Source organism: Lysinibacillus sp. NPDC093216 (genome assembly GCF_050280325.1).
Taxonomy (GTDB): domain Bacteria; phylum Bacillota; class Bacilli; order Bacillales_A; family Planococcaceae; genus Lysinibacillus.
This window is the reverse complement of sequence record NZ_JBNNVB010000013.1, coordinates 116,772-130,002: the sequence shown is the minus strand read 5'-3', so window position 1 is coordinate 130,002 and position 13,231 is coordinate 116,772. Positions and strand designations below refer to the sequence as shown.

The following is a 13,231-nucleotide window of genomic DNA, read 5'->3' as shown; positions in this document are numbered from 1 at the left end:
TCACACCCGTTCCCATACCGAACACGGAAGTTAAGCTCTTTAGCGCCGATGGTAGTTGGGGGCTTCCCCCTGTGAGAGTAGGACGTCGCTAGGCACTTAAAAAGTCGAGGATTTATTCCTCGGCTTTTTTTGTTTTATAACATAATAAAAAAAGGCTCTTTTCGAAAAGATTGTTGCTATTCAACTAACGGTGCAGTTTAGTTCAAGAAGGAGTACAATGATTTTAGGAGAGAATATTTATTCAAATGGAAACATGGGGGAACTGTGATTTATGGATAAAACTGAAGAACTTTTAAAAATTTTCGATTTAGTACCTAAGATAGATTTTGTGGATAGAATCAGAAATTTATTAAAAGAAGAAATAGAGAATGAATCATCGGAAGATAATGAATACTTAAAAACACTATGTATTCAATTATTTGCTTTAGGATGTGTTGACGATACTCTGTTAATTTGGAGAGCAAAGGAAAAGGACTTTGATACACATTGTAATATTGATGTTCAACTATTATGTGGTGCAGGATTGGAAAAGACACTGGGTTATCTCAATAAAATTGATACTTTAGAGGCAAAGAAAGAACTAAGCTATTTACAGAAATGTAAAGAAGATTTTGAGGATTTTAATGTAGAAAAAGTTCTGAATTTTTACAAAAAAATATTACAGAATTTAGGAATGTGTGTATAAGGTCATTATAATTCCTTGTTGAACTCCCATGAAAAGAACGAAATAATCTTTCATTCTCTGTGGTGTATCGCTGGTTTTTGCCCTACATGGATGGCTAACGGGTGCTTTACTTGAAGATCATTGAGTTGCATAGGCAGCTCTTTTTTCAACTAACGGCACAGGATAGTAAAACAATATAATTAATTGATATTTAAACAAAGAGGTGAGTAAAATTAGTCAATTTTTAATAATAAATCAAAATAAGATTGAGATACTTCAAAAAGGGCAAAATGGTACACCAATAATTATCCTTACAGGAATGGGTTGTTCATTCGATGAATGGTATAAGTGACAGAGTCATTAAGTAAAACAAATAGAGTTATAATGTTCCATAGACCAGGGCTAGGCGAAAGTGAAATTCATAACGAAGTCCGTAATACACAAACAGTCGTAAACGAAGTAAAAGAGATGATACATTTACTTAAATTATCTGAACCCGTAGTATTAGTTGGTCATTCCTATGGTGGGTTATGTGTACAACATTTTGTGAAAAAGCATCCTGAAAAGGTTGCTGGAATAGTATTAGTAGATTCAACTTCTGTTGATTTAAAGGTTTTAGATGACTTGAATTTACCTGTTCTGAATGAAGGAGCAACCGATGAATTTTGGATGGAAAAATGTCGTTCTTATTCTCAAATGAAAAGGGAAGAATTAAGAGAAGTTATTAACCCTACTCTAACAAAAGAACAAAAGCTACTCCCGAATGATATTCAAAAACGCTTAATAAATTTCCGGATAAACCCTACTCTATATAAAGCAATGTATTCTGAAATTAGCAACTGGAAGAGGGACGGAGATATTATAAAGAATTTGGTGGTATACCCTGATATACCTTTAATTGTTATTAGCCGAGATAAAGAGCATAACATTAAGTTAGGTACTATGGAAGGTTTACCAGAGTGGGAGTTAAGGTTATTTGAAGAAAAGTGGCAAGAACTTATTATGAATCAAGTTAATCTTACTTCAAATAGTAAATATATAATCGCACAAGGAGCCAGTCATTCAATACATATTGATAGACCTGATATTATAGTTCAATCAATTAATAAAATAAATTCCTTCCTCAACTAGCGGTTGCTTTAGTTGAAGAAGGATTTACGAAAAATCAAAATATAAAGATCAAGTTAATCTACAAAATGTGCAGGATTAACTTGGTCTTTATGTATTAACAGCAACAATCTATCCGCTTAACCGAGAGTCCCCCCATAAGTAAACCCATAATTGCTATATACTACCCCATCGATAACCCCATATGCCGCTACGTTGCACTACCTTTCGAGCAAAAAAAAGCTGCTGCCCCCAGAAAAGCACCCAGTCGAAACAGAAATCAACCCTACGATAGGGTGAAGAGCATTTCATTAATAAATCATACATACTAAATGAAGGATCTCAAGGTATAATGAAACTCATAAGAGGAAAAATTATTGGATACAAGATCGAAAGGAAGAAAGATTTGGGAAAAAAACAAATTTGGTATGAAGTAGAAGAAAATGAATCAATTGAAGATTGTTTGGCAAGAATGCGTCGAGATGGTTATATGGCAGTGGGAAGAAAAGAAGAACCGGTTTTTCACTTAGTCAATGGAGAACCAACGTATTTACGTCAAAAAATACAATTTAAAGCGATGTTATGGCAAGATTCCGAGTAATTTTCACTTAAATCCGAACGTTTATAAACGACTAAAATAAAATGTTCGCATTTCTAGTTGACTATAATGGAATGACTTGTTAAAATATGAGAAGGAAAAACAAATAAATCCCACATATATGCTAGAGAATTGGCTCTAGTGTCTCTACCCGGCACCGTAAATGCTGGACTATGCGGGAAAGCACTTTTGGCATGTTACGGGAAGGTGTATGTGCAGAAATGTACATTTGCATATTCTTTTCATAATAAGTCCTCAAGTAAACTGCTTTCACGTGTATGGTAGGGAGTAGTTTATTTGAGGATTTTCTTTGTTATAAAAAGTAAAAAATGTAGCTATAAAATATTTGATCATTTTTCTAACGTTAAGAAGGAGCGACAATCATGAATCCGAAAATCGGTGTCATTATGGGGAGTTCAAGTGACTGGGAAACAATGAAACATGCATGTGATATTTTAGATGAATTACAGGTACCGTACGAGAAAAAAGTTGTATCTGCACATCGTACGCCTGATTTAATGTTTGAGTATGCAGAATCAGCACGTGAGCGAGGTATTCAAGTAATTATTGCTGGTGCAGGTGGAGCTGCGCATTTACCTGGAATGGTAGCGGCTAAAACAACGTTACCGGTAATCGGTGTACCTGTGCAATCCCGTGCTCTTAACGGTCTTGATTCTTTATTATCAATCGTTCAAATGCCTGGTGGTGTACCTGTAGCAACAGTAGCGATTGGCAAAGCGGGAGCGACGAATGCAGGCTTGCTAGCAGCGCAAATTTTATCGACAACAGATGTAGAGCTTGCTAATAAACTAGATGCTAGACGTGAAGCCACAAAGCAACAAGTACTGGAAAGCACAGGTGACTTAGTGTGACAAAGATAATTTATCCCGGGCAGACGATAGGTATTATCGGAGGAGGTCAGCTTGGCCGTATGATGGCGCTTGCTGCTAAAGAAGCAGGCTTTAAAATCGCCGTTCTTGAACCATCAATGGATTCACCAGGTGGACAGGTTGCGGATGTACGTATTGTAGCCCCATATGATGATGAGGCAGCTTTAGAAGAACTTGCCGAGGTAAGTGACGTTATAACGTATGAATTTGAAAATATCGATTATGAAGGCTTAAAACGTTTAACACAAATGGCTTACGTCCCACAAGGAGCAGAGCTAGTACGCATCACACAAGACCGTGTGACTGAGAAAGAAGCGATTGTGAACGCAGGTTGTCCGGTAGCCCCTTATTTGGTTGTAAATACATATGAAGAATTACTAGCCAATATCGATAGGATTAGTTATCCTTGTATAGTCAAAACAGCAAGAGGTGGCTATGATGGCAAGGGGCAGCAGCTTTTAAAATCTGCAGAAGACCTACCGTTAGCAAAAGAGCTTTTCTCTCATTCACAATGTATTGTTGAGGGATTTGTACCTTTCGTTAAAGAGGTGTCTGTCATTGTTCAAAGAAACGGTAATGGTGAATCATATTGTCAGCCAGTTGGAGAAAATATTCATGTGCATCATATTTTACATGAAACGATCGTACCAGCTCGTATAAAAGAGGAAACATCACTGACTGCAGAGCGAGAAGCCTTGAAAATTGCTGATTATCTAAATTTAGTAGGGACATTAGCTGTAGAAATGTTTGTATTAGAAGATGGTGGAATCATTATTAATGAATTAGCACCAAGACCTCATAATTCAGGTCACTATTCTATAGAAGCATGTAACGTTTCACAGTTCCATCAACATATACGTGCAGTTTGTGGTTGGCCATTATGTAAACCACAACTTTGGGCACCATCTATTATGATAAATGTTTTAGGGCAGCATGTCGTGCCACTTAGTAACTCAATTGCTAAATATCCTGAATGGTCTATACATCTTTATGGGAAAGCTGAAGCTAAGGTGAACCGTAAGATGGGCCACGTAACGATTATGACAAAAAACTTAGAAGAAACACTACAACAAATCGAGAGTTCTGGCATTTGGTCAGAATAGAAGGAGAAACGCAATGATCGAACGTTACACAAGACCCGAAATGGGCGCAATTTGGACAGAACAAAATAAATATCAAGCTTGGCTAGAAGTTGAAATTTTAGCATGTGAGGCTTGGGCAGAAATTGGAGACATTCCGAAAGAGGATGTAGCTAAAATTCGTGAAAATGCTTCATTTGATGTAAATCGTATTTTAGAGATTGAAAAAGAAACACGTCATGATGTTGTAGCATTTACTCGTGCCGTTTCTGAGACGCTTGGTGAAGAGCGAAAATGGGTGCACTATGGTTTAACTTCTACGGACGTAGTTGATACAGCTCTTTCTTATATAATTAAACAAGCGAATGATATTTTACGCAAAGACATCGTGAATTTCATTGATATTATTGCAGCAAAAGCGAAAGAGCATAAGCATACGGTTATGATGGGACGTACACATGGTGTTCATGCTGAGCCAACAACTTTCGGTTTAAAACTAGGTTTATGGTATGAAGAAATGAAGCGTAACCTAGAACGCTTTGATGCTGCGGCAAAAGTAATTGAAACAGGAAAAATGTCTGGAGCAGTTGGAACATATGCCAATATCGATCCTAAAGTTGAGCAATATGTATGCGATAAATTAGGACTTACAGCATCACCTATTTCAACTCAAACATTACAACGTGATCGACATGCTCAATATTTAGGTGCGTTGGCATTAATCGCAACATCAATTGAGAAATTTGCAACAGAGATTCGCGGCTTGCAAAAATCTGAAACGCGTGAAGTTGAGGAAGCATTTGCAAAAGGTCAAAAAGGCTCGTCAGCGATGCCTCATAAACGTAACCCAATCGGGTCTGAAAACATGGTTGGTATGTCACGTTTAATGCGTGGCTATATGGTAACGGCTTATGAAAACGTAGCATTATGGCATGAGCGTGATATTTCACATTCATCTGCAGAGCGCGTTATTTTACCGGATGCAACGATTACACTTAACTATATGTTAAATCGCTTCGGTAACATTGTGAAAAACTTAACAGTATTCCCTGAAAACATGAAACGTAATATGGGTCGCACTTTTGGTTTAATTTACTCTCAACGTATCCTATTAGCACTTATCGATAAAGGGTTAGTGCGTGAGGAAGCGTATGATACAGTACAACCTTTAGCGATGCAGGCGTGGGACGAGCAAGTTCAGTTCCGTACGTTAGTCGATGCAAGTGAAAAAATTACATCGTATTTAACGAAGGAAGAGTTAGATGATTGCTTTGACTACAACTACCATTTACAGCATGTAGATATGATTTTTGAGCGTCTTGGACTTAACTAAGTAGAGTCACTAGCGGATGTTACAGAATTGAATCGTTACGTACGATTCAATTCTGAACAATACGCGTGTATTTCATAATATCAGGGGGAGTAACGAAATGACTACAGGTCAACTTTTGTATGAAGGTAAAGCAAAAAAATTGTATACAACAGAGGAGCCAAATGTGTTACTCGTTGAATACAAGGATAGTGCAACAGCATTTAATGGTGAGAAAAAAGAAGAAATTGAAGGTAAAGGCGTATTAAACAATCGCATTACCTCTCTAATTTTCGAAAAATTACAAGCAAACGGAATTGCGTCACATTTCGTAAAACAATTATCTGATACGCAGCAGCTTGTAAAAAAGGTAGATATTATTCCAATAGAGGTCGTAGTTCGTAATATAGCAGCAGGTAGCTTAGCGAAACGTCTTGGCTTTGAGGAAGGTACACCATTAAAACGCCCAATCGTTGAGTTTTATTATAAAGACGATGAACTAGGCGATCCGCTCATTACTACGGAGCATATTGACGTACTTGATCTTGCGACACCTGAGGAAGTGACAGCCATTTATGATGGTGCACTTGTAGTGAACAAAGTGTTGCAGCCACTATTTGCAGATGTCAACGTTACACTAATTGACTTTAAATTAGAGTTCGGACGCGATGATGATGGAAATGTACTACTGGCAGATGAAATATCACCAGATACATGCAGACTTTGGGATGCAACTACAAAGCAAAAGTTAGACAAAGATGTCTTTCGTAGAGACCTTGGTAATTTAACAGAAGTTTATACTATTATACTTTCTAGACTCGGAGGCAAATAACAATGAAAAAAGTTAAAATTTACGTGACATTACGTGAGAGCATTCTTGATCCACAAGGTTCAGCTGTACAAGGTTCTTTAGTGAAAATGGGTTACGCTGAAGTAGAAGATTTACGTATCGGTAAATATCTTGAACTAGCAATTAAAGATACAGAACGTGATATTGATACTCTAGTAAAAGAAATGTGTGAAAAGGTTTTAACTAACGTTGTAATCGAAGACTATCGCTACGAAGTCGAGGAGGCTAACTAATCATGAAATTCGCAGTACTCGTTTTCCCTGGGTCAAACTGTGATATCGATATGTATCATGCGATTAAAGACGAGCTAGGTGAAGAAGTAGAATATGTATGGCATACAGCAACAGATTTAAGTGGCTTTGATGGCATTTTAGTACCAGGAGGCTTCTCATACGGGGATTATCTTCGCTGTGGTGCGATGGCCAACCAATCTAATATTATGGCAGAGGTTAAGAAGGCAGCGGATGCTGGTAAGCCGGTATTAGGAGTATGTAATGGCTTCCAAATCTTAACTGAAGCAGGTTTATTACCAGGTGCATTACTTCGTAACAAAAATTTGAAATTCATGTGTCGTACAATCCAGCTTAAAGTTGAAAACAATAATACATTATTCACAAATCAATATGAGCAAGGCCAAATAATCAATATTCCAATCGCACATGGTGAAGGTAACTACTACTGTGACGAGGAAACTTTACAACAATTAAAAGATAAAAATCAAATCGTGTTTACATACTCAGGCGAAAATCCAAACGGTTCTTTAGAAGATATCGCAGGGATTATAAACGAGCGCGGCAATGTACTAGGTATGATGCCTCACCCAGAGCGAGCTGTTGATGCACTGGTGGGCGGAGCAGACGGTCTAGCAGTATTTAAATCAATTGTGAAGCAGTGGAGGGAAAATCATGTCAACAACTAAGTTTGAGCCAACAGCACAGCAAATTAAAGATCAAAAATTATACGCTGGTATGGGGATGTCAGACGAAGAATTTGCAATGGTAGAAGGTATTTTAGGACGTCTACCAAACTGGACAGAGACAGGTCTTTTCTCAGTAATGTGGTCTGAGCACTGCTCATACAAAAATTCTAAACCAGTATTACGTAAATTCCCTACAAAGGGTCCACAAGTTTTACAAGGTCCAGGTGAAGGTGCTGGTATCGTAGATATTGGTGACGAACAAGCAGTTGTATTTAAAATGGAATCACATAACCACCCATCAGCAATTGAGCCTTATCAAGGTGCTGCTACAGGAGTTGGTGGTATTATCCGTGACGTTTTCTCAATGGGTGCACGTCCAATTGCGATGCTAAACTCATTACGCTTTGGCGAATTAAAATCAGCGCGTGGTAAATATTTATTTGAAGAAGTAGTTGCTGGTATCGCAGGTTACGGTAACTGTATCGGGATTCCTACAGTAGGTGGCGAAATTCAATTCGATCCTTGTTATGAAGGCAACCCACTAGTGAATGCAATGTGTGTAGGTTTAATCGACCACAAAGATATTCAACGTGGAATCGCGGCTGGTGTAGGGAATACAGTCATGTATGTGGGAGCTAAAACAGGTCGTGACGGTATCCATGGTGCAACATTTGCATCTGAAGAGTTAACAGAAGAATCTGAGAACCAACGTCCAGCAGTACAAGTAGGAGATCCATTTATGGAGAAACTTTTACTTGAAGCATGTTTAGAAGTTGTAAAATCTGACGCGCTAGTAGGTATTCAAGATATGGGTGCTGCTGGTCTTACTTCTTCATCAGCAGAAATGGCTTCTAAAGCTGGCTCTGGTGTAGAAATGAACTTAGACTTAGTACCTCAACGTGAGACAGGCATGACAGCATATGAAATGATGTTATCTGAATCTCAGGAGCGTATGCTACTTGTTGTGAAAAAAGGTCGCGAAGATGAAATTAAAGCGATTTTCGATAAATATGATTTAGATGCTGTGGCAATTGGTCGCGTGACGGATGATAAAATGCTACGCCTATTACATAATGGTGAAGTTGTAGCTGAAGTACTTGCTGATGCACTTGCAGAAGATGCGCCAGTTTATCATAAACCATCTGCAGAGCCTGCTTACTATGCTGAGTTCCAAGCGATGGAAAACACAGAACCGGTGGTAACAGATTACAAAGAAACATTAAATGCACTTTTAAAAGCACCAACAGTTGCTTCAAAAGAGTGGGTTTACGATCAATATGATTATCAAGTACGTACATCAACAGTCGTTGCACCAGGTTCTGATGCAGCAGTGATTCGCGTCCGTGGTACGAACAAAGGTTTAGCAATGACTACTGACTGTAACTCTCGTTATATTTTCCTAGATCCAGAGGTTGGCGGTGCCATTGCAGTAGCAGAGGCTGCTCGTAATATCGTAGCATCTGGTGGTACACCATTAGCGATTACTGACTGCTTAAACTTCGGTAATCCTGAGAAACCAGAAATCTTCTGGCAAATTGAAAAATCAGCTGATGGTATTTCAGCCGCTTGTACAGCATTGAATTCACCAGTAATCGGCGGTAACGTATCTCTTTATAACGAGCGTTCTGGCGAAGCGGTTTACCCAACACCAACAATCGGTATGGTTGGACTAATTGAAGATTTAGCTCATGTGACAACTCAAGAAGTAAAAGCTGCTGGTGATGTAGTATTTGTGATCGGCGATACAAAAACTGAGTTCGGTGGTTCGGAGCTTCAAAAATTATTAAATAATGGGGTTATTTCAGGGAAAGCACCAGCTATTGACCTACAAATTGAAGCTGCACGTCAAGAAGCATTGCTTAAAGCGATTAAAGCTGGAATCGTACAATCTGCACATGATGTAGCAGAAGGTGGTCTTGCAGTTGCGCTTGCTGAAACAACATTTGGCGCAAACGGCTTAGGTCTTGATGTAACATTAACAGGCTCTGCTACAACAGCATTATTCAGTGAAACACAATCTCGTTTCGTTGTAACAGTGAAAGAAGAAAATGCAGCTGCATTTGTAGAAATTGTAAAAGACGCAATGAAAATCGGTGTCGTAACAAACGATGCGCTTGTTAAAATCGACGGTGACAACGGTGTGCTTGTAGAAGGTACAGTGGAGGAATTCCGTTCTAATTGGAAAGGAGCAATCCCATGCTTGCTGAACTCAGAGGCTTAAACGAAGAATGTGGGGTGTTTGGTATTTGGGGCAACTCAAATCCAGCACACCTTAGTTATTACGGGCTTCATGCTCTTCAACACCGTGGCCAAGAAGGTGCTGGGATCGTCGTTTCTGACGGTCAGCATCTTCGCGCGGTGAAAGGCGAAGGACTAGTTAATGATGTTTTCAACGAAGAGAAATTAAAGGCAGTGGACGGAAAAGCAGCAATTGCCCATGTCCGTTATACGACTGCTGGAGGTGGCGGTATTGAAAATGTACAGCCGTTATTATTCCACTCCTCAACTGGTAGCCTTTCAATTGCTCATAACGGTAATTTAGTCAATGCAACGCACTTAAAACAGTACTTAGAGCGTCAAGGGAGTATTTTCCATTCTAGCTCCGATACTGAAGTGTTAGCGCATCTTATTAAGAAAAGCTCGCATTCACCATTCCGTGCGAAGGTGAAAAATGCCCTATCTTTATTAAAGGGTGCGTATTCGTTCTTAATTATGACTAAAGATGAAATGCTTGTTGCACGTGATCCACATGGTTTACGTCCATTATCTCTTGGGAAGCTAGGAGATGGTTGGGTTGTAGCCTCTGAAACTTGTGCATTTGATTTAATAGGTGCAGAATTTGTTCGATCTGTTGAACCTGGTGAGTTATTAATTATTAACGATGAGGGTGTAAAATCTGATCGTTTTGTAGATATGGATAAACGTGCAATGTGCGCGATGGAGTACGTTTATTTAGCACGTCCTGATTCTGATATTGATGGTATTAATGTCCACATGGCGCGTAAACGTATGGGTAAACAGCTTGCTCGTGAATGTGCACATATTGAAGCTGATGTTGTAACAGGTGTGCCTGATTCAAGTATTTCAGCAGCAATCGGCTTTGCAGAGGAAAGTGGCATTCCGTATGAGCTAGGTCTTATTAAAAATCGTTATGTAGGTCGTACATTTATCCAGCCGACACAGGAACTACGTGAACGCGGTGTGAAAATGAAGCTTTCTCCAGTTGTTCAAGTCGTAAAAGGTAAACGAGTAGTGATGGTGGATGATTCAATCGTTCGCGGTACAACTTCACGACGTATTGTAAAAATGTTAAAAGATGCAGGGGCGGCAGAAGTTCATGTTGTGATTTCTTCGCCACCTATGACGGATCCTTGCTATTACGGGATCGATACTTCCACACATGAAGAATTGATTGCATCTAGCCACAATGTAGATGAAATACGTGATGTTATAGGAGCTGATTCACTAACATTCCTTTCCGTTGAAGGTATGGTGGAGACGATTGCAAGACCATATGAAGATGAAAACCGTGGATTATGCCTAGCATGCTTTACAGGTAAATATCCAACAGAAATTTTCCCAGATACAATCTTACCGCATGAAAAAGAACTATTACGTTAAGAAAAACATCTAAACACGTCTAGCGATGATGACGAATCTAGATTCAGATGTGCCAAGGCGATTTGGATGATAAGGAGGAACTCTGCGTGTCAAAAGCATATGAACAAGCAGGTGTAAATATTGAAGCAGGCTACGAAGCCGTAAAACGAATGAAGTCTCACGTTGAACGTACAAACCGTCTAGGTGTGATGGGCACGTTCGGTGGTTTTGGTGGTATGTTTGACTTGTCAGAACTAAATCTTAAGGAACCTGTTCTTATTTCAGGTACTGATGGTGTTGGGACAAAACTAAAGTTAGCGTTTATGGTGGACAAGCACGACACGATTGGCGTGGACTGTGTTGCGATGTGCGTCAATGATATCGTAGCGCAAGGTGCTGAGCCATTGTACTTTTTAGATTATGTAGCGCTTGGCAAGGCAGAGCCAGCGAAAATTGAGCAAATTGTAAAGGGCGTTGCAGATGGCTGTGTGAAATCTGGTGCGGCATTAATCGGTGGAGAAACGGCAGAGATGCCAGGTCTTTATGAAGAAGATGAGTATGATTTAGCTGGTTTTGCAGTAGGAGCTTGTGAAAAATCTGCCATCGTAACAGGCGAGAACATCGTAGAGGGTGACGTGCTTGTTGGTATTGCTTCAAGTGGGGTGCATTCAAACGGTTACTCATTAGTGCGAAAAATTGTCTTTGCAGATAATCATTACGCAGTTGATTCGATTGTGGAAGGCTACGGGGATCTTGGTCCTATTGGGGAAGCTTTGTTAGTGCCAACAAAATTATATGCGAAACCTGTGCTTGCAGCTTTAAAAGCAGCAGACGTTCATGGCTGTGCACATGTAACTGGCGGTGGTTTTTATGAAAACCTACCACGTATGATGCCAGAAGGTTTAGCAACTGAAATTGACTTAGGATCTTGGCCTGTCTTACGTATTTTCGAGTTTTTAAAAGAAAAAGGCCAGTTAGAGGACAAGGATTTATATAATGTCTTTAACATGGGTATTGGCTTCGTATTAGCTGTACCTGCTGATGAAGTAAATAAAGTCCTTGCTACAGTAGAAGCAAATGGTGAAAAAGCATACAAAATCGGTCGCGTTGTGAAAGGCGAGGGTGTTGTATTCAATGGCTCACATGATGGGAGTTTAGTGTAATGACGGCACCAACTAAAATTGCCGTTTTTGCTTCAGGTAGCGGCAGTAACTTTCAAGCTATTCAAGAGGCCATTGAGCGTGGTGAACTACATGCAAAGATCGAACTTGTTGTCACAGACAAGCCTAGTGCATTTGTAGTGACACGTGCTGAGAACTATAGTATTCCAGTGCTAGCTTTAAGTCCGAAAGAGTTTTCTTCAAAAGCAGATTACGAGACTGCTATTATCGAGGCTCTCCATGAAAGTCATGTAGAATGGATCGTGCTTGCAGGTTATATGCGCTTAATTAGTGAAGTATTACTAACTGCATACCCACAGCGCATCGTGAATATTCACCCTTCACTATTACCGGCTTTCCCTGGTAAAGATGCCATTGGTCAAGCAATGGAACACGGAGTTAAGATAACAGGTGTAACCGTCCATTTTGTAGATGAAGGTATGGACACAGGACCTATTATTGCCCAATCGGCAGTTCAAGTTGTTGAAGGTGACCGTGAGGCAACAGAAACGGCCATTCATAAGGAAGAGCATGGGCTATATACAAAAGCTTTACAGCAATTATTAAAGTAATTCAGTGGTGAGGAGTTAGGTCTTCTGGAACAATACAGCCTAACTCTACTCTATCAATAATAGCAAGACATATTCGTGGCAAACACGATAAAAATTGGTTCATCACCAAAAGTTGTGGATGACTTTTGTTAAAACGTCTACTATGTAAATAAGTTGATTGGAGTGGAGGCTGGGCGACTCCTTGGGGATTAGCGGATAGAGGAACGAAGGCTAAAACCATCACGTCCTGTGATAACGCCTTCGTGACCAACATCGTGTTGGCCCGAGACCTTGGAGCGAGCATATAGGGGAACGAAGGCTAAAGTCATCACGTCCTGTGATAACGCCTTCGTGACCAACATCCTGTTGCCCCAAGCGGCTCATCGGACGCCCCCAGGAAGCTTTGCTCTGTGCGAAAGCGTAGTGCTAACGTAGCGGCAGCAACAAAGCGCCCAGCCGGAACGGAAATCAACCAGGTGATGATCCTAAAAATTAGGAGGATTT

The 13,231-nt window shown here is 39.8% G+C and carries 13 protein-coding genes, 1 rRNA gene and 1 riboswitch; all 14 genes read left to right on the top strand.

Translation table 11 applies throughout. The features are described from left to right. Positions 1 to 94, top strand: a 5S ribosomal RNA gene (rrf, locus tag ACQKOG_RS15550); the annotation flags it as partial. Between the two features lie 177 nt (positions 95 to 271). Further along, a complete protein-coding gene (locus ACQKOG_RS15545) occupies positions 272 to 685 on the top strand; it encodes a hypothetical protein (protein WP_427447282.1) in 414 nt (137 codons plus the stop codon). Between the two features lie 327 nt (positions 686 to 1,012). Further along, positions 1,013 to 1,795: an alpha/beta fold hydrolase gene (locus tag ACQKOG_RS15540; protein WP_427447279.1), complete on the top strand. Its 783-nt coding sequence runs from the start codon at positions 1,013 to 1,015 to the stop codon at positions 1,793 to 1,795. Between the two features lie 382 nt (positions 1,796 to 2,177). Next, positions 2,178 to 2,372: an NETI motif-containing protein gene (locus tag ACQKOG_RS15535; RefSeq protein ID WP_370079153.1), complete on the top strand. Its 195-nt coding sequence runs from the start codon at positions 2,178 to 2,180 to the stop codon at positions 2,370 to 2,372. 92 nt (positions 2,373 to 2,464) lie between these two features. Then, positions 2,465 to 2,563: riboswitch (purine riboswitch) on the top strand. A 189-nt stretch (positions 2,564 to 2,752) separates the two neighbouring features. After that, entirely contained in the window at positions 2,753 to 3,241 is a 489-nt protein-coding gene (gene purE / locus ACQKOG_RS15530) for a 5-(carboxyamino)imidazole ribonucleotide mutase (RefSeq protein WP_370079155.1), read from the top strand. Next, the gene (gene purK / locus ACQKOG_RS15525) at positions 3,238 to 4,362 is read left to right on the top strand and encodes a 5-(carboxyamino)imidazole ribonucleotide synthase (protein WP_370079157.1); all 1,125 of its coding nucleotides are present in this window, start codon (positions 3,238 to 3,240) and stop codon (positions 4,360 to 4,362) included. The genes purE and purK overlap by 4 nt, the downstream gene beginning before the upstream one ends. Before the next feature lie 13 nt (positions 4,363 to 4,375). Then, positions 4,376 to 5,671 (top strand): adenylosuccinate lyase, encoded by a 1,296-nt coding sequence (gene purB / locus ACQKOG_RS15520; protein WP_402871332.1) that lies wholly within the window; start codon positions 4,376 to 4,378, stop codon positions 5,669 to 5,671. A 97-nt stretch (positions 5,672 to 5,768) separates the two neighbouring features. Then, positions 5,769 to 6,479, top strand: coding sequence for a phosphoribosylaminoimidazolesuccinocarboxamide synthase (gene purC, locus ACQKOG_RS15515; protein WP_370079161.1), 711 nt, complete (start codon positions 5,769 to 5,771; stop codon positions 6,477 to 6,479). Positions 6,480 to 6,481: 2 nt separating this feature from the next. Beyond that, a complete protein-coding gene (gene purS, locus ACQKOG_RS15510; protein ID WP_079562648.1) occupies positions 6,482 to 6,730 on the top strand; it encodes a phosphoribosylformylglycinamidine synthase subunit PurS in 249 nt (82 codons plus the stop codon). A 2-nt stretch (positions 6,731 to 6,732) separates the two neighbouring features. Then, entirely contained in the window at positions 6,733 to 7,416 is a 684-nt protein-coding gene (purQ, locus tag ACQKOG_RS15505; RefSeq protein ID WP_370079163.1) for a phosphoribosylformylglycinamidine synthase subunit PurQ, read from the top strand. Continuing rightward, the gene (gene purL / locus ACQKOG_RS15500; RefSeq protein ID WP_427447274.1) at positions 7,403 to 9,637 is read left to right on the top strand and encodes a phosphoribosylformylglycinamidine synthase subunit PurL; all 2,235 of its coding nucleotides are present in this window, start codon (positions 7,403 to 7,405) and stop codon (positions 9,635 to 9,637) included. Before purQ ends, purL begins: the two co-directional genes overlap by 14 nt. Beyond that, positions 9,613 to 11,037, top strand: a complete 1,425-nt coding sequence (gene purF, locus ACQKOG_RS15495) for an amidophosphoribosyltransferase (protein ID WP_370079167.1) — start codon at positions 9,613 to 9,615, stop codon at positions 11,035 to 11,037. Before purL ends, purF begins: the two co-directional genes overlap by 25 nt. A gap of 86 nt (positions 11,038 to 11,123) precedes the next feature. Further along, positions 11,124 to 12,179, top strand: a complete 1,056-nt coding sequence (purM, locus tag ACQKOG_RS15490; RefSeq protein ID WP_370079169.1) for a phosphoribosylformylglycinamidine cyclo-ligase — start codon at positions 11,124 to 11,126, stop codon at positions 12,177 to 12,179. Next, positions 12,179 to 12,748, top strand: a complete 570-nt coding sequence (purN, locus tag ACQKOG_RS15485; RefSeq protein WP_370079171.1) for a phosphoribosylglycinamide formyltransferase — start codon at positions 12,179 to 12,181, stop codon at positions 12,746 to 12,748. The genes purM and purN overlap by 1 nt, the downstream gene beginning before the upstream one ends. The last annotated feature ends 483 nt before the right edge of the window (positions 12,749 to 13,231 follow it).